Origin of the sequence: Streptomyces milbemycinicus, from assembly GCF_002154605.1 — a bacterium.
In the GTDB taxonomy this organism is placed as follows: domain Bacteria; phylum Actinomycetota; class Actinomycetes; order Streptomycetales; family Streptomycetaceae; genus Streptomyces; species Streptomyces milbemycinicus.
In genome coordinates this window covers 25,712-43,457 of record NZ_MUNE01000079.1, presented here as the reverse complement: position 1 = coordinate 43,457, position 17,746 = coordinate 25,712, and the positions used below count along the sequence as shown (strand labels likewise).

Sequence of the window (17,746 nt, the reverse complement as noted above, 5' to 3'; positions counted from 1 at the left end):
TCCCAGGTCCGCCAGGTCCTCGACACCGCCCGCGCCGCGGCGGCCGACGGGCTCGAGGTGGAGATGGGCGGCGCGGGCATCGGCGCGGCCCAGCAGACGGGTTCGGCCCACCTCAGCGAGGCCATCGGGGTTGCCGCGGCCGCCGTCGTACTCTTCCTCGCCTTCGGCTCGCTCGCGGCGGCGCTGCTGCCGATCGCCACCGCGGTGGTCGGCGTGGGCACCGCGTACGCGGGCGTCGGGCTGCTCGGCCACGCCATGACCGTCGCCGACTTCGCGCCCATGCTCGGCACGCTGATCGGGCTCGGCGTGGGGATCGACTACGCGCTGTTCATCGTCACCCGGCACCGCCAGGGGCTCAAGGCCGGGCTGCCGGTCGACGAGGCGGCCCGGCGCGCGGTGGCCACCTCGGGGCGCGCGGTGATCTTCGCCGGGGCGACCGTGTGCATGGCGTTGCTGGGGATGCTGGTGCTGCGGCTGAGCTTCCTGAACGGGGTGGCGGTCGCCGCCGCGCTGACCGTTCTGCTCACCGTCGCCGCCTCGGTCACCCTGCTGCCCGCGCTGCTCGGGCTGATCGGCCCCCGCGCCCTGAGCCGCCGCGAGCGGCGCCGGCTGGCCGCGCACGGGCCGCGGACCAGGGCCCGCGGCGGATTCGCGGCCCGCTGGTCGGCCCTGGTCGAGCGGCGCCCGAAGCTGCTCGCCGCCGTCGCGGTCGTCCTGATGCTGGTCCTCGCGCTGCCCACGCTCTCGCTCCGCCTGGGCACCTCCGACCAGGGCAACGATCCGGCCTCCACGACGACCCGGCGCGCCTACGACCTGCTCGCCGAGGGGTTCGGGCCCGGCTTCAACGGTCCGCTGACGCTCGTCGGCCGCATCGACGACGCCGCCGACCGAGTCGCCTTCGGCAAGCTCCCCGAGACCCTGCGCGGCATCGAGGGCGTCGCCTCGGTGAGCGGGTCCGTCCTGAGCACCAGCGGCGATACGGCGCTGATCACGGTGGTCCCCGAGACCGCCCCGCAGTCGCGCGCCACCTCGGAACTGGTCGCCCGGCTACGCGATGACGTGCTGCCGAAGGCCGCGGAGGCCACCTCGCTCAAGGTGTACGTCGGCGGGCTGACCGCGGGCTACGACGACTTCGCGAGGGTGATCGTCGGAAAGCTGCCGCTGTTCGTGGGCGTGGTCGTGGGCCTCGGCAGCGTCCTGCTGCTGCTCGCGTTCCGCAGCATCGGCATCCCGGTCAAGGCGGCGGTCATGAACGTGGCCGCCGTCGCCGCGTCCTTCGGCGTCGTCGTCGCCATCTTCCAGTGGGGCTGGGGGAGCGAGCTGCTGGGGCTCGGCCGAGCCGGTCCGATCGAGCCGTTCCTGCCGGTGATCATGGTGTCGGTGCTCTTCGGGCTGTCCATGGACTATCAGGTCTTCCTGGTCAGCCGGATGTACGAGGAGTGGCGGCGCACCCGCGACAACCGGGTCGCGGTGCGGGTCGGCCTCGCCGAGACCAGCCGGGTCATCAACTCCGCCGCCGTGATCATGATCGCCGTCTTCTCGGCCTTCGTACTCAGCGGCGACCGGATCATCGCGATGTTCGGCATCGGCCTGGCCGCCGCCGTCGCCCTGGACGCCTTCGTCCTCCGTACGCTCCTCGTGCCCGCCCTGATGCATCTGCTGGGCGGGGCCAACTGGTGGCTGCCGCGGCGGCTGGACCGCTGGCTGCCGAGGATCAGCATCGAGGCGCCGCGCCCCGCTGATCCTGCCCCTGCCCTTGACCCTGCCCCTGAGCCTTCACCAGTACCTCACCCGCGGCCGTCCGGTAGTAGAGCACCGACCGCCCCGCACGCCGCCGCCGCACCAGGCGGGCATCGAGCAGCACCTTGAGATGGCGGCCCACCGACCCCAGCCCCTGACCGGTCAGGGCGACGAGCTGCGTCGTGCTCTTCGGGGTGTCGAGCAGGACGAGGACGGCCGCCCGGGCCGGGCCGAGCAGTCGGCCCAGTGACTCGGGCACCGAGGCCCGGTCCGCCTCGGCCAGCGCACCCGAACAGGAATAGACCACCGCATAACGGTGCGGAGCGTCCCAGGAGACCCAGCCCTGGTACGGGGTCACCGGGACGAACAGCAGCCGCGCCCCCGAGATCTCCCGCGGCGGGTTGTCGTAGAGATTGATCTGCAGCCGGCTCTCCCCGAGCCACCGCATCCCCGGCCGCATGGCGTTCAGCACGGCCGCCCAGCCGCCCTGGCTCAGCCGCGCCGTACGCGCCACCACATCCGCCTCGATGATCCGCCGACGCCGGGGCCAGGTGGGCAGCACCGTCTCGGTCCACACCCACTCCAGGACATCGGCGCAGCGCTCCGCGAGATCGGAGCGGCGCAGCGGGTCGGGGAGCGGACCGCGCAGCGATACGGCCAGATTGGCGCGGGCGGTCTCGGGCGGGGTCTCGCGGATCCGCACCAGCTCCTCCTCGAAGCCCGGCTCGCCCTCGCCGGTGGGTGTGGGGGTGAGGAAGTCCGCGAGCCAGCGGTGCCCCAGAGCGGCCCGTACGGTCAGCGCGGTGAGCGGATCGCCGGACAGCCGCGCCCGGTAGGCGGGCAGATGGGCGTCGAGCCAGGCGCGCTCGCCCGGGTGCCCGGCCACGCCCCGCTCCAGGGAGATCAGGCCCGCGGTGGCCTCGGCGAGCGGTGAGACGACGAACCGGCTCCCGGCGAGCGTGTCCGCGTTGACCAGCCACCAGCCCATGGTTTCGCCCAGCCCATCGTTTCGCGTCCGCGCGAAACTGTAACGGCCCCGGGCGGGGACCGCTGAGACTCCGGGCCATGCGCACCTACCGAGAGCTCTTCGCCGCACCGGAGTTCACCCCGCTCTTCCTCACCAGCACCCTGCAGGTGGCCGGTTCGACGGTGAGCGGACTGGCCCTGGGCACGCTGGTCTACGCGGCGACCGGCTCACCGCTGCTGTCCGCCCTCAGCATGTTCGGCCCCAACCTGGCCCAGGTGGTCGGCGCGACGCTGCTGCTGTCGGCCGCCGACCGGCTGCCGCCGCGCGCGGCGATCTGCGGCCTGTCGCTGTTCTTCGCCCTCGGCACCGCCCTTCAGGCCGTCCCCGGCCTGCCGACGGCGGCCCTCTTCGCGGTCCTCCTCGCCCTCGGGGCGACCGCCTCGCTGGGCGGCGGGGTACGGTCCGGGCTGCTCAACGAGATCCTGGCGCGGGAGGGCTATCTGCTCGGCCGCTCCGTGCTCAACATGTCCGCGGGCACCACGCAGATCTGCGGCTACGCCGTCGGCGGCGTACTGGTGACGGCTGTGTCGCCGCGCGGCACCCTGCTCACCGCCGCCGCCCTCTACCTCGCCGCCGCGGCCGTCGCCCGCTTCGGGCTCAGCCGACGGCCGCCGCGCGCCGCCGGGCGGCCGTCGATCGCCGCGACCTGGCGCGACAACGCCCGGCTGTGGTCCTCCGTACCGCGCCGCTATGTCTATCTCGCGCTGTGGGTGCCCAACGGGCTGATCGTCGGCTGTGAATCCCTCTTCGTCCCCTACGCGCCCCGGAACGCGGGGCTGCTGCTGGCCTGCGCCGCCCTCGGCATGCTCATCGGTGACACCGTGACCGGCCGGTTCGTACCGCCCCGGTGGCGAGAGCGGCTGGGCGCCCCGCTGCGGCTGCTGCTCGCCGCCCCGTACCTGGTCTTCGCCCTGCACCCGGCGCTGCCGCTCGCCGTGGCCGCGGTCACCCTCGCCTCGGTCGGCTACGCGGCGAGCCTGCTGCTCCAGGAGCGGCTGATGGCGCTGACGCCCGAGGAGCTGAGCGGGCACGCGCTCGGGCTGCACTCCTCGGGCATGCTCACCATGCAGGGCGTCGGAGCCGCCCTCGCGGGCGCCGTCGCCCAGCACACCTCGCCCGCGACGGCGATGGCCGTCATGGCGGCGGCCTCCCTCGCGGTCACCCTGGCGCTGGCGCCGGGCCTAAGGCCGGAGGGACGTCCTAAGGCCCCTGCGGAGGGTGAGGCCCTGGAGGCCTAAGGCCCCGGGGCGGGCGAAGATCGGGCACTCGCCCGATGTGGGGGACCCCCCTTGAGGGCGAAGGTGGAGGGGTGCTGAAGACCCCGTCACATACGGGAATCCGTCACCGAGCCACCTACGTCACCGAGGAGAACACCATGTTCCACCACGAACTGTTCAAGATCCGCGAGGCCGAGGCGCTGCGCGAGGCCGCCGCGTACCGGCTGGCCCGCGAGGCCCGGCGCGAGGGCAGGGGCCGATCCGCCGCCGATGAACCCGGGAGGCGGGTGAGGAGTGCGGACCGGCAGGACGGCGGCCGTACGCCGCGGGCGTACGGCACCGTGGCCTGACGGCCTGGCCGCGCGCCGTGCTGCCCGTACCGCGTAGCGCGGGGGTGCCGTGCACTGCGGGGGTGCCGCGTACCGCAGGGGTCCCGCCTACTGCGGGGGTGCCGCGTACCGCGGGGGTTCGTGATATCGCTCACGTCGTGGCCACCACTGCCATGGGCGCCACAGTCGCGGCCGCGACTGTGGCGCAAGGCGCAGCTCAAACCCTTACCCCGCTGTCGGACCCCTGTGCGATCCTCGACGGCGTGCACCACACCTCAGTCAGCCCGGTGTTCGTCGGCCGCGCCGAGGAACTGTCCACCCTTACCGACGCGCTCGCCCGCGCCGCCGCGGGCGAGCCGCAGGTGCTGCTCGTCGGAGGGGAGGCGGGGGTCGGCAAGAGCCGGCTCGTGGACGAGTTCCTGATCGGGGCCACCGCCGCCGGGGCCATCGCCGCGGTCGGCGGATGCGTGGAAATCGGCGTGGACGGCCTGCCGTTCGCCCCCGTGTCCACCGTGCTGCGCTCGCTGCGCCGCAAGCTGGGGGACGAACTGGACCGGGCCGTCGCCGGGCAGGAGGGCGAGCTGGCCCGGCTGCTGCCCGAACTGGGCGAGACGGCCCGCGAATCGCGCGAGGAGGACAGCCGCGCCCGGCTCTTCGAGCTCACCGTCCGGCTGCTGGAGCGGCTGGCCGCCGACCGGACGCTGGTCGTCGTGGTCGAGGATCTGCACTGGGCCGACCGCTCCACCCGCGAGCTGCTGGGCTATCTCTTCCGCTCCCTGATCAGCGCCCGGCTGCTGGTCGTCGCGACCTACCGCTCCGACGACATCCACCGCCGCCACCCGCTGCGCCCCTTCCTCGCTGAGATCGACCGGATGCGGGCCGTGCGCCGTATCGAGCTGCCGCGCTTCAACCGCTCCGAAGTCCGCGCCCAGATAGCCGGGATCTACGGCGCCCGGCCCGACCGGGCGCTGGTCGACCGCGTCTTCGAGCGCAGCGACGGAAACGCCTTCTTCGTCGAGGAGATCGCCCGCAGCATCAGCGAGGGCTGCTCCACGGGGCTCAGCGAATCGCTGCGCGATCTGCTGCTGGTGCGGGTCGAGGCGCTGCCCGAGGAGGCCCAGCAGGTGGTGCGCATCCTCGCCGAGGGCGGCTCCACCGTGGAGTACGAACTGCTGCGCGCGGCCGTCCGGCTCGGCGAGGACGACCTCATCGACGCGCTGCGCGTCGCCGTCGGCGCCAATATCCTGCGGCCCTCGGGCGACGACAGCGGCTACCGCTTCCGCCACGCCCTCGTCCGCGAGGCGGTGGCCGACGATCTGCTGCCCGGCGAGCGCTCCCGTATCAACCGGCGCTACGCGGAGGCGCTGGAGGCCGAGCCCGCGCTGGTGCGGTGCGATGAGCGCGCCGCCCGGCTGGCCAGCTACTGGTACCACGCCCACGACCCGGCCAAGGCCCTGCCCGCCGTGCTGCGGGCCTCCGTCGAGGCCCGGCGGCGGTATGCGCACGCCGAGCAGGTGCGGCTGCTGGAGCGCGCCATGGAGCTGTGGGAGGACGTCCCCGAGCAGATACGCCAGGCGCAGCGCCCCCTCGACTACGCCGAGGCGTACCCGGCGTGCGGCTGCGACGACGAGGCGCTGCGCCATCTGGACCTGCTGGCCGAGCTCGTGGTGGCGGCGAACAGGTCCGGGCAGCGGGAGCGGGCGCTGACCGTCACCAACCGGGCGCTGCGCACGCTGGACGAGCGCCAGGACCCGCTGCGGGCCGCATGGTTCTGGACCCAGAAGTCCAAGCTGGTGGGGTCGTTGGGGCGCGCCGACGGCTGGGCCGAGCTCGGCCGGGCCGAGGAGCTGGTGCGCGGACTGCCACCGTCCGCCGTGCACGCCGATGTGCTGGCGCAGGCGGCGGGCTGGAGCATGGTCCGCAAGCACGGGCCGGACGGCTTCGCGGTGGCCGAGCGGGCCGTGGAGCTGGCCCGGCTGGTCGGCGCCCGGAGCACCGAGCTCCACGCCCGGCTGACGCTGGGCTATTTCAAGGCCGAGTCCGGGGACACAGAGGGCGGCCTCGCCGAGATGCGGGAGGTCAGTGAGGCCGCCATCGAGATGGGCGATGTGAGCATCGTGGGGCGCTGCTTCGTCAATCTGACCTCCGGGCTCGAGGGGCTCGGCCGGTCGGCCGAGGCGGTCGAGGTCGCCGAGAAGGGCGTGCGGATACTGGACCGCTTCGGACTGCCGGACTCCCTGGCGTGGGTGTTCGGGAACATGGCCGAGTCGCTGCTGTCGCTGGGCCGCTGGGCCGAGGCGGAGGAGGCCGCGGTCACCACCCGGCGCCTGGCGATCGGCAACAAGTCGTGCCGTATCGCACTGAACCGCTTCGCCCGGCTGGCGCTGGCGCGGGGCGACTGGGACACCGCGGAGCGCGAGCTGGCGGTGGCCCGGGCGCAGCAGGAAGACCTCATCCCCGAGCCGCAGTTCTCCATTCCGCTGACCCATCTCTTCCTCCAACTCGCTGCGGCCCGTGGCCGGATCCTGGAGGTCCGCGAGCTTGTCGACCAGACACTGGAGGACGGCCTCCGCATCGGCATGCAGCGCTACACCTGGCCGCTGCTGGTGGCCGCCGCCGCGGCCGAGGCGGACGCCCGCGGGCTGCCCGCCGCCGAGCCCGGCCGGGCCGAGGCGCTGGCCCGGATCCGGGCGGCCGCCAAGCGGCTGGCGCAGCCGGTGCCGGTGTGGCGGGCCTACGGCCTGCTGCTGGACGCCGAACTGGCGCGCGCCGAGGGCCACGACGACGCCGACCGCTGGGCGGGCGCCGTGACCGCCTTCCAGCGGCTCGACCGCCCGCACCCCCTGGCCCGGGCCCGCTTCCGCTGGGCGGAGGCGCTGCTGAGCTCCGGCGCGGCCCGCGAGCGGGTCGCCGAGCCGCTGGCGGCGGCACACACCACGGCGACCCGGCTGGGGGCGCGCCCGCTGCGCGAGGGGATCGAACTGCTGGCCCGTCGTGCCCGGCTCCCGCTGCCCGCCGGTCCTGGTTCCAGCCCTGGCTCCGGCCCCAGATCCGGCGCCGGCCCCGGTTCCGGCCCCGTATCCACCCCGCTCGCCGCCCTCCCCGCGACCGCGACCAGCCGGCCGGACCCTGCCGCCGAGCCCACCGACCCCGCCGAGGCCCTTGGGCTCACCCCTCGCGAGCGTGATGTGCTGCGGCTGGTGGCCCTGGGGCGCAGCAACCGCCAGATCGCCGAGGAGCTGTTCATCTCGCCGAAGACGGCGAGCGTGCATGTGTCCAACATCCTGGCCAAGCTGGAGGTCTCGGGCCGTGGCGAGGCGGCGGCGGTGGCACACCGGTTGAGGCTGGTGGACGGTCTGGCGGACGAGGCGGCCGCACGCTGAGCCGACGCGCACCGACCCGCTCCCGAGGGCGCGCGCCGGGGGCGTGGCGGCTGCGCTCCGACCGGGCTCTGGCTGACTGGGCTCTGGTCGGGGTCGGGCTGGGGCAGGCCCGGCGGATCCGGGGTCAGGTCTGGCCGGGCCGGGCTCAGGCTTGACCAGGCCGGGCTCAGACTCGGCGGGTCTCAGCCCTGGCGGGGGCGGATGATCACCTGGCCGGAATCCAGGTCGATCGGCCCCTTCCACGGGTTGTCGCCGTTGCCCACGTCGTCCACGGTCAACTCCAGCCGGTTGCGCTCTTCTTCGGTGTTCTTACGGCCCGGCGAGAACAGTTCCTCGATGATGTTGAACACGGCGACCCCCAGGGGCAAACGACTCCCGCCAGTCTAAGCGCTGCCCCGCTGATCCCCCCCGGGTCCGTTGTGTGACCTTCCGCCCAGCGGACCTTCCCGTCAGGAGATCTTCAGCTTCAGAATCCGGTCGTCCTCCTTCCCTGGTTTCCCGCGCCCGTCCGTATTGCTTGTCGTCACCCACAGCCCGCCGTCGTCCGTCGCCACCACCGACCGCAGCCGCCCGTACTTCCCGTCCAAGAACGACTGAGGCTTCCCCGCAGGCCGGGCGCCGTCCAAGGGAATGCGCCACAGCCGCTCCCCGCGCAGCCCCGCCACCCAGATCGAGCCCTTGGCGTATGCGATACCGCTGGGCGAGGCGTCCTTCGGCTTCCACTGCTCGACCGGATCGACGAACCCCTCCTTGTCGGCCTTGCCCTCGACCTCGGGCCAGCCGTAGTTCTTGCCGGGCTGGATCAGATTGAGCTCGTCCCAGGTGTCCTGCCCGAACTCGGCGGCCCACAGCCGCTTGTCCATGTCCCAGGCCAGGCCCTGCACATTGCGGTGGCCATAGGAATACACCACCGAGTCGGCCTGAGGATTGCCATGGGCCGGCTCGCCCTCCGGGGTCATCCGCAGAATCTTGCCCCCGAGCGAATCCTGGTCCTGGGCGAGCTCGCGGTCGCCGGTCTCGCCCGTGCCCGCATAGAGCATCTTGTCGGGGCCGAAGGCGATCCGGCCGCCGTTGTGAATCGCGCCCTTGGGGATGCCCTTGAAGATCGTGTCCGGGGCGCCGAGCTGGGCGCCGGCGGGGCGCTTGTCGTCGTAGGACATGCGGGCGATGCGGTTGTCCGATGCGGTGGTGAAGTACGCGTACACCATCGGATTCGCCCCGTAGTCGGGGGAGACCGCCAGGCCGAGCAGCCCTCCCTCGCCGCTGGGGGAGACGCCCGGGACCGAGCCCACCTCCGTCTTCTGCCCGCTGGTCCCGTCGACCTTGAAGATCTTGCCCGTGTCGCGCGAGGCGACCAGCAGATTTCCATCGGGCAGCGGGGCCAGCCCCCACGGTGAGTCCAGCTTGGTGGTGAGCGTGCGGACCACCTTCGCCGTGCCCTTGCTGGGGGCGGCCGGCGCGGAAGAGGGGGAGGAGGAAAGCCCTCCCGAGGGCGGGGAGTCGCCACCGGACCCGGATTTCGAGGGGCCGGAGGCGCTTGTGCGGCCCCCGAAGGGGTTCGGCCCGCCATCACCGGACGAGCAGCCCGCCGCGAGCAGCAACGCGGCAGCGGAGGCGAGCACAGTGGTCACACCAGGACGTCGCACCTTCGGTTCCTCTCCGTGGGCACATGTGCCTCGGCACGGCACTGATTCTTATACACCGCAGCCCCGCCGCCGGTTCCCGCAGGCGAAGCCCCCGTCAGCCCCCGCCACACAAACTCCCGGGCCGCACAGGCCCCCGGCCACGCGCCTCCCGCCATCCGCCCCACAGCCACAACAAGCCCCGGCCACACCACCGCTAGGTCCTGTCGTCAAAGGGGGCGTCCGGCCGCGAGCGGCGTCTGGCGCGGTGGATCGCAAGGCGGAGCATCGTCCTCGTACTGGGCGTACTCGGGCGGTGCGACAACGCAGCGAGGCGCCGTGCCAGGCGTCGGGAGCAGGGCGCCCCCTTTGACGACAGGGCCTAGTCCCACGACCCCTGCGCCGGGGGCAGCGCCGCTATCTCCGCGAAGTCCTCGTCCGTCAGCCGCAGTTCGGCCGCCGCGCAGTTCTCCGCCGCCCACCGCTCCCGCTTGGTCCCCGGCACCGGCACCACATGACGCCCCTGCCCCAGCAGCCACGCCAGTGCGACCTGCGCCGCCGTGACCGAGTCCCCGTGCCGCCGCGCCACCCGGCGCAGCCCGGCCACGATCGGCTGGTTCGCCGCCATCATCTCCGCCGTGAAGCGCGGATGTCTGGCCCGTACGTCGTCCGGCTCGAAGCCCTGCCCCGGCGTCAGCGTCCCGCTCAGGAAGCCGTTCCCCAGCGGCATCGCGGCCAGGAACCCCACCCCGCGCGAGGCGCACCACGGCACCAGCGCCTCCAGCGCCTCCGGCGACCACACCGACAGCTCCGCCTGCACACAGCTGATCGGAAAGACCTGCTGCACCCGTTCCAGCTGGCGCACCGTGGCGTCGTGCATCCCGGCCCCGGCGCGCCGCTGCGCCCGCGCCCCCAGCGCGCACAGCCCCAGCGCCCGCACCTTGCCCGCCGCGACCAGCTCCGCCATCGCGCCCCAGGTCTCCTCTATCGGCACCTCCGGGTCGGCCCGGTGCAGCTGGTAGAGGTCGATGACGTCGGTCTGCAGCCGGCGCAGCGAGGCGTCGCAGGCGCGCTTCACATAGCCGGGGCGGCCGTTGGCCACGATATGCGTCTCGCCCACCAGCAGCCCGCACTTGGTGGACACGAAGGCGTCCCGGCGCCGCTCCTTGAGTACCCGTCCCACCAGCCGCTCGTTGGTGAACGGCCCGTACATATCGGCGGTGTCCAGCAGGCTCGCGCCCGCGTCGAGCGCGGCGTGCACGGCGCGTACCGAGTCCTCGCCGCTGCGCCGCGAAGCGGTGTAAGCCCAGCTCATGGGCATGCACCCGAGGCCTATCGCGCCCACCTCGAGCGACCCCGCTCCGATTCTCCTGCGCTCCACCTGGCCTGACCCCTCCCGTTTCCCGCACCAAACTAACGTCTGAGTGCGCCCCCTGATCCAATAGCCTCCAGGCATGAGCGCAGATCACAGCGACAACCCCGACAAGCCGCACCCCGACAGCCCGCTGTCCGGCCCGCCGTCCGACACCTCGCGCCCCCTCGCGTGGCTGCCCTTCCCCGCGGACGAGATCGACGGGCTCCCCGACGGCCTGGAATACGCCCACTGGGACGGCGAGTCCGACTACCCCACCGACCCCGCCCGCTGCGCGTTCTATTGCCTGCCGTACATGAAGAACAAGGAGGGCGTGCGGCCGCTGCCGGCCATGAAGAACCTGAGCGTCGTGCAGACCCTCACCGCCGGCATAGACCATGTGCAGCCCGCGATCGCGGAGCTGCCCCCCGGCGTACGGCTGTGCAACGCGCGCGGGGTGCACGATGCGAGCACCGCAGAGCTGGCCCTGACCCTGATCCTCGCCTCGCTGCGCGGCATCCCCGGCTTCGTACGCGCCCAGGACGCCGGGCAGTGGAAGCAGGGCTTCCGTCCCGCGCTCGCGGACAAGTCCGTGCTGATCGTCGGCTACGGATCCATCGGCAGTGCGATCGAGGACCGGCTTGTGCCCTTTGAGTGCGAGCGGGTACTACGCGTCGCGCGCTCCCCGCGCACGACCGAGCGCGGTCCGGTGCACCCGATCGACGATCTGTCCCGACTGCTTCCGGAAGCCGATGTGGTGGTGCTCGTCACGCCGCTCACCCCTGCCACCCGCGGCCTGGCCGGGGCAGACTTCCTGGCCCGGATGAAGGACGGCGCGCTGCTGGTGAACGTCGCGCGCGGTCCGGTGGTCGACACCGAGGCGCTGCTCGCGGAGTTGGAGACGGGCCGGCTGCGGGCCGCGCTGGATGTGACCGACCCCGAACCGCTGCCCGCCGGGCATCCGCTGTGGCACGCTCCAGGAGTGCTCATCACCCCGCACGTGGGCGGTCCGTCGTCGGCCTTCCTGCCCCGCGCGAAGCGGCTGCTGCGCGACCAGCTGCGCCGATTCGCGGCCGGTGAACCGCTCAGTCATATCGTCACAACGACCGGATGAAATGCCCGTGGCGCCACATACAGACACGGTATGACTGCACTCCGTATAAACAACGCCGTTGTCGGTTACGGTGCGTAGATGGCCTATGTCCCTGAGTGACCAGTCTGGTGTATCGTCCCGAGCGGGGGCTGCGCCACTGACCTGACGGCGTCAGCGATGGACCGGAACTCGAGGGGGGCGACGGGCGATGTATGGCCGATGGACCGACGACCCGACGCGACTCAGGCGTCGATTGGTAGCTTCCCGCGTTTCCGCGCGGCATTCGAAGGCCGTCCGGTGAGCGCCACCGGAGCGGTGCTCGCCCGGCCGTCGGTGTCCGGCGGCGGGGCGGGGCTGCTGCCCCAGGTCCTGCTCGTCGTTGTGTGCGGCGCGTACGCGGCGGGTGCGGCGCTCGGCTGGGGCTCCCCCGAACTGGCCCTGTTCATGGGCGACTTCGGCCTGAGCGCCGCCGCCCTGGCCGCCGCCGTGTCCTGCCTGTGGTACGGGCGTGTGCGCTCCGGGCGGCTGCGCCCCGCCTGGCTGCTGTTCGCGGCGTCCTCCTTCATGGCCGCCCTGGGCAACGGGGTATGGGGCTGGTACGAGGTGGTGCTCGGCCGTCCCGTGCCCAGCCCCTCGGCCGCCGACTTCTGCTTCCTGCTCTTCGCCCCGCCCGCCATCGTCGGCATGCTGGTGCTCGCCAAGCGCCCGGTGACCCGCGCCGGCTGGATCTGTCTGGCCCTGGACGCCTGGCTGATCGCCGGTTCGCTGCTGACCCTGTCCTGGAGCCTGGCGCTCGCGCATGCCGCCCAGTTCGGCGGGGGCGGCGAGCCCGTGGCGCGCAGGGCCTTCTCGCTGGCCTATCCGCTGCTGGACATCGTGCTGATCAGCATGGTCGTCGCGGTGCACTTCCGGCGCTCCTCGGCCAACCGCTCCGCGATCAACACCGCGATCGCCGCCTTCGCGCTGACCGTGCTGTGCGATGCGCTGTTCACCTCGCCGCTGCTGCGCGAGCACTACCGCTCCGGACAGATCCTTGACGCCGGGTGGTTCGCGGGCTCCATACTGCTCGCGTACGCCCCCTGGGTGGCCCGGCGCGAGGCCGCTCAGGCCCCGCCCGCCGCCGCGCTCCGCCGTCCGGCGCAGCCCAGCCGCGGCAGCGCGGGCTCGCTCGCCGCCCTCGCGCCGTATCTGGCCGCCGCCGTCTGCACCCTGGGGATCCTCTTCAACGTGATGGACGGCCGACCGATCGACGGGGTGATGCTCTTCACCGCCTGCGCGGTCGTGCTCGCCCTCGTCGTCCGTCAGGCCATCATGCTGCTGGACAACATCACGCTCACCCAGGAGCTCGCGGAGAAGGAGAACCACTTCCGCTCCCTGGTGCAGAGCTCCAGCGACGTCATCATGATCGCCGCGCCCACCGGCATCCTGCGCTACGTCAGCCCGGCCGCATCCGGGGTCTACGGCCGCGAAGCGGACGAGCTGGTCGGCTCCGAGCTGGCCTCCCTCATCCACCCAGAGGACCTGGGCCCGGTCGTCCACGAGGTCCGCCGCTTCCTGGCCGCCTCGCCGGGGGAGGAGCCCACTACGCGCATCGAGTGCCGCTTCCGCTCCGGCTCCGGCGACTGGCTCAACGTGGAGTCGACGATCAACCGCCACCACGGCGGCCTCATCTTCAACAGCCGGGACGTCACCGAGCGGGTGCGCCTGCAGGCCCAGCTCCAGCACAGCGCCGAGCACGACCCGCTCACCGACCTGCCCAACCGCTCCCTGTTCACCAAGCAGGTCCGCCATGCGCTGGCCGGGCGGCGGCGCACCGACGCGGGCACCGCCGTGCTCTTCATCGACCTCGACGGCTTCAAGGCCGTCAACGACACCGTCGGCCACCAGGCGGGCGACGAGCTGCTGGTCCAGGCGGCCCGCCGGCTCCAGGAGTCCGTGCGCTCCGGGTCCGGCGACTGCGCGGCCCGGCTCGGCGGCGACGAGTTCGCCGCGCTGATCCTCGGCGACGGCGACCGGGACCCCGCCGCCCGCGAATGCCGCATCCTGGAGATCGCCGACCGGCTGCGCGCCCGGCTCTCCCAGCCCTATCAGGTCGTCGGCGGTACCGAGGTCCGGGTGGCCGCCAGCATCGGCGTCGCCTTCGCCGAGCCCGGCATCGGCCCCGGAGAACTGATGCGCAACGCCGACCTGGCGATGTACCGCGCCAAGTCCGCGGGCAAGAACCGGGTCGAGCTTTACGCACCGCAGATGCAGGCCGATGTGACGCGCCGCGCCGAGTTCGCCACCCGGCTGCGCACCGCCCTGCACGACGGCGAGTTCGTCCTGCTGCACCAGCCCGTCGTCGAGCTCGGCGGCGGCCGGATCACCGCCGTCGCCGCCCAGCCCCGCTGGCGTTCGGCGCAGGGCATCCTGTTCACCCCGGCCGAGTTCCTGCGGGTCGCCGACAGCGGTCGCGACAGCGCGCGCGACGGGGGCCGGGGCGGCGGCGAGGACGCGGCCCGCACCGCCGAGCTGGCCCGCTGGACGCTGGAGGCGGCCGTCGAGCAGGCCGCGGAGCGCCGCCGTGACGGATTTCCGGTCCCGGTGTGCGTACGGCTCCCTTCGAGCCGCCTGGTGGACAAGTCCATGCCGCCGAAGAGCGTCGAGACCCTGCTGGCCCGACACGGCCTGCCCTCCGGCGCGCTGATCCTTGAGCTGACCGACAGCGATCCGCGGGTGTCGCTCGACGAGCTGGAGCACCGGCTGAGCGCGCTGCGGCGGCTGGGCGTCCGTATCGCCCTCGACGGCTTCGGCAGCGGATATGCCGCGATCCGGGCACTGCGCAGGCTCCCCATCGACATGCTCAAACTGGACCGGGGGCTGGTCGAGGGCGTGGTCGAGTCCTCCCGGCTGCACAAGATCACCTCGGGGATGCTGCGGATCGCCGGTGACCTGGGCATGCAGTCCCTCGCGGAGGGGGTCGATCTGCCCGAGCAGATCGTCGCCCTGCGGGCCATGGGGTGCACCCACGCCCAGGGGACGGCCTTCTCCGGGCCGCTCGACGAGCACCGGCTGCGCCGCGCGCTCAACCGCGGCTCGTACCCCGTGTCGCGCTCGGAAAGCCCCGTACTGGTGGGTGGCCCGCTGCCGACCCGCCACCTCGGTCATATCGCCGCGCATGGCGCGCCGCACCCGGCGGGACATGGCGCCGGGCATGGTGCGGGTCACGGGCCGCGGCGGGCGGAGTCCCACACACATCCGCCGTCCCGCTCAAATACTGAGACGCCCGTCCCACCCACTTGACACCTGATACGCGCCGGGGGGAGGGTCGGAGCCATGCGCACCCGAATTCTCGTACTTGGAAAGCGCGTCGGCTGAGCAGGGCCACCTCATAAGCCCTGCGGACCTCTCCGGCGCGCTCCCCTCGCTTGCCTTACGGCACGAGGGGTTTTTTGTTGCACTGGCACATGCCGTACCGCTCTCCCACTCCCCGCACAGACCCTCATCCGAGAAGAGAATGCCGATGACCGAGCAGGCCACCGGGGCCCACCATCCCCAGCCGCGGCCCCGAAACGGCGGTTCCCATCCCGCCCCCGTCGAGCACGTCACGGGCGCGCAGTCCCTCATCCGCTCACTCGAAGAGGTCGGTGCCGACACCGTCTTCGGCATCCCCGGCGGCGCGATCCTCCCCGCCTACGACCCCATGATGGACTCCACCAAGGTCCGCCACGTGCTCGTCCGCCACGAGCAGGGCGCGGGCCACGCCGCCACCGGCTACGCCCAGGCCACCGGCAAGGTCGGCGTCTGCATGGCCACCTCGGGTCCCGGCGCCACCAACCTGGTCACCCCGATCGCCGACGCGCATATGGACTCGGTCCCCATCGTCGCGATCACCGGCCAGGTCGCCTCCAAGGCCATCGGTACGGACGCCTTCCAGGAGGCGGACATCTGCGGCATCACCATGCCGATCACCAAGCACAACTTCCTGGTCACCAGGGCCGAGGACATCCCGCGGACGATCGCCGAGGCGTTCCACATCGCCTCCACCGGCCGCCCCGGCCCGGTCCTGGTCGACATCGCCAAGGACGCCCTGCAGGCGCAGACCACCTTCTCCTGGCCGCCGCAGACCGACCTGCCCGGCTACCGCCCGGTCACCAAGCCGCACGCCAAGCAGATCCGCGAGGCCGCCCGCCTGATCACCCAGGCCGAGCGCCCGGTGCTGTACGTGGGCGGCGGCGTCATCAAGGCCCAGGCCACCGCCGAGCTGAAGGTGCTGGCGGAGCTGACCGGCGCGCCCGTCACCACCACCCTCATGGCGCTGGGCGCCTTCCCCGACACCCACCACCAGCACCTGGGCATGCCGGGTATGCACGGCACCGTCGCCGCCGTCACCGCCCTGCAGAAGGCCGATCTGCTCATCGCCCTTGGCGCGCGCTTCGACGACCGCGTCACCGGCAAGCTCGACTCCTTCGCCCCCAACGCCAAGGTGGTCCACGCCGATATCGACCCGGCCGAGATCGGCAAGAACCGCGCCGCCGACGTGCCGATCGTCGGCGACGCCCGCGAGGTCATCGCGGACCTGGTCGTCGCGGTCCAGGCCGAGCACGACGCGGGCCACACCGGCGACTACTCCGGCTGGTGGGAGGACCTGAACCGCTGGCGGGAGACCTACCCGCTGGGCTACGAGCAGCCCGCCGACGGCAGCCTGTCCCCCCAGCAGGTCATCCAGCGCATCGGCCAGCTGGCGCCGGAGGACACGATCTTCGCCGCGGGCGTCGGCCAGCACCAGATGTGGGCCGCCCACTTCATCGACTACGAGAAGCCGGCGACCTGGCTGAACTCCGGCGGCGCCGGGACCATGGGCTACGCCGTCCCGGCCGCGATGGGCGCCAAGGCCGGCGCCTCGGACCGCACGGTCTGGGCGATCGACGGCGACGGCTGCTTCCAGATGACCAACCAGGAGCTGGTCACCTGCGCGCTGAACAACATCCCGGTCAAGGTCGCGATCATCAACAACGGCGCGCTGGGCATGGTCCGCCAGTGGCAGACGCTGTTCTACAACCAGCGCTACTCCAACACCGTGCTGCACTCGGGCCCGGACACCCCCGCCCAGACCAGCGCCGGCACCCGCGTCCCCGACTTCGTCAAGCTCGCCGAGGCCATGGGCTGCATCGGCCTCCGCTGCGAGGACCCGTCCGACCTCGACGCCGTCATCGAGAAGGCCAACTCGATCAACGACCGGCCGGTGGTCGTGGACTTCATCGTCCACGAGGACGCCATGGTCTGGCCGATGGTCGCGGCCGGCACCTCCAACGACGAGATCCAGGCGGCGCTCGGCGTCCGCCCGGACTTCGGCGACAGCGAAGACGACTGAGGCCGGGACCGAGAGAGAAGAGAGACTTCAGCCCATGTCCACCAAGCACACGCTCTCCGTCCTGGTGGAGAACACCCCCGGCATCCTGGCCCGGATCGCCGCGCTGTTCTCCCGCCGCGGCTTCAACATCGACTCGCTCGCGGTCGGCGTCACCGAGCACCCCGACATCTCCCGGATCACCATCGTGGTCAATGTCGATGAGCTCCCGCTGGAGCAGGTCACCAAGCAGCTCAATAAACTGGTCAACGTCCTGAAGATCGTCGAGCTGGAAGGCAGCCATGCGATCCAGCGGGAACTGGTCCTGGTGAAGGTGCGCGCCGACAACGAGACCCGCTCCCAGATCGTCGAGATCGTCCAGCTGTTCCGCGCCAAGACCGTGGATGTCTCCCCGGAGGCCGTGACCATCGAGGCCACCGGAAGCAGCGACAAGCTCGAGGCCATGCTCAAGATGCTGGAACCGTACGGCATCAAGGAGCTGGTCCAGTCCGGCACCATCGCCATAGGGCGTGGCGCCCGCTCCATCACCGACCGGAGCCTGCGCGCGCTCGACCGGACCGCCTGACCAGCGGCACCGGGCACCCGGCGGCCGATCATGGCCGATCCGGGGCCCGTATGGCGAGACCCCGAAACC

General features: G+C 72.5%; 11 protein-coding genes. 8 read left to right on the top strand and 3 right to left on the bottom strand.

All coding sequences use genetic code 11. The annotated features are described in order from the left end of the window. The 4 genes from CCN51_RS07495 to CCN51_RS07475 form a co-directional block, all read left to right on the top strand. On the top strand, positions 1–1,869 hold a 1,869-nt coding region (locus CCN51_RS07495), incomplete at its 5' end, for an MMPL family transporter (RefSeq protein WP_086859379.1). A gap of 936 nt (positions 1,870–2,805) precedes the next feature. Continuing rightward, positions 2,806–4,005, top strand: coding sequence for an MFS transporter (locus CCN51_RS07485; protein ID WP_014176160.1), 1,200 nt, complete (start codon positions 2,806–2,808; stop codon positions 4,003–4,005). Positions 4,006–4,076: 71 nt separating this feature from the next. After that, the gene (locus CCN51_RS07480) at positions 4,077–4,334 is read left to right on the top strand and encodes a hypothetical protein (RefSeq protein ID WP_043486694.1); all 258 of its coding nucleotides are present in this window, start codon (positions 4,077–4,079) and stop codon (positions 4,332–4,334) included. Positions 4,335–4,486: 152 nt separating this feature from the next. After that, complete coding sequence (locus tag CCN51_RS07475; protein ID WP_078610437.1) at positions 4,487–7,696, top strand: helix-turn-helix transcriptional regulator; 3,210 nt, start codon at positions 4,487–4,489, stop codon at positions 7,694–7,696. A gap of 182 nt (positions 7,697–7,878) precedes the next feature. Here CCN51_RS07475 and CCN51_RS07470 read toward each other — a convergent pair whose 3' ends face one another. From CCN51_RS07470 to CCN51_RS07460, 3 genes are all read right to left on the bottom strand, one after another. After that, complete coding sequence (locus CCN51_RS07470; RefSeq protein WP_014176157.1) at positions 7,879–8,064, bottom strand: DUF6191 domain-containing protein; 186 nt, start codon at positions 8,062–8,064, stop codon at positions 7,879–7,881. An 81-nt stretch (positions 8,065–8,145) separates the two neighbouring features. After that, positions 8,146–9,327 carry a PQQ-dependent sugar dehydrogenase gene (locus CCN51_RS07465; protein WP_014176156.1) on the bottom strand — a complete coding sequence of 394 codons (1,182 nt, stop codon included), beginning with the start codon at positions 9,325–9,327 and terminating at the stop codon, positions 8,146–8,148. A gap of 373 nt (positions 9,328–9,700) precedes the next feature. Beyond that, complete coding sequence (locus CCN51_RS07460; protein WP_043486690.1) at positions 9,701–10,699, bottom strand: aldo/keto reductase; 999 nt, start codon at positions 10,697–10,699, stop codon at positions 9,701–9,703. Between the two features lie 73 nt (positions 10,700–10,772). On the opposite strand from CCN51_RS07460, the gene CCN51_RS07455 reads away from it, so the two are divergent. From CCN51_RS07455 to ilvN, 4 genes are all read left to right on the top strand, one after another. Then, the gene (locus CCN51_RS07455; RefSeq protein WP_014176154.1) at positions 10,773–11,783 is read left to right on the top strand and encodes a 2-hydroxyacid dehydrogenase; all 1,011 of its coding nucleotides are present in this window, start codon (positions 10,773–10,775) and stop codon (positions 11,781–11,783) included. Between the two features lie 276 nt (positions 11,784–12,059). Beyond that, positions 12,060–15,044 carry a putative bifunctional diguanylate cyclase/phosphodiesterase gene (locus CCN51_RS07450; protein ID WP_014176153.1) on the top strand — a complete coding sequence of 995 codons (2,985 nt, stop codon included), beginning with the start codon at positions 12,060–12,062 and terminating at the stop codon, positions 15,042–15,044. Between the two features lie 214 nt (positions 15,045–15,258). Further along, a complete protein-coding gene (locus tag CCN51_RS07445) occupies positions 15,259–17,115 on the top strand; it encodes an acetolactate synthase large subunit (protein WP_043486688.1) in 1,857 nt (618 codons plus the stop codon). Positions 17,116–17,149: 34 nt separating this feature from the next. Then, a complete protein-coding gene (gene ilvN, locus CCN51_RS07440; protein WP_014176151.1) occupies positions 17,150–17,677 on the top strand; it encodes an acetolactate synthase small subunit in 528 nt (175 codons plus the stop codon). Positions 17,678–17,746: the final 69 nt, after the last annotated feature.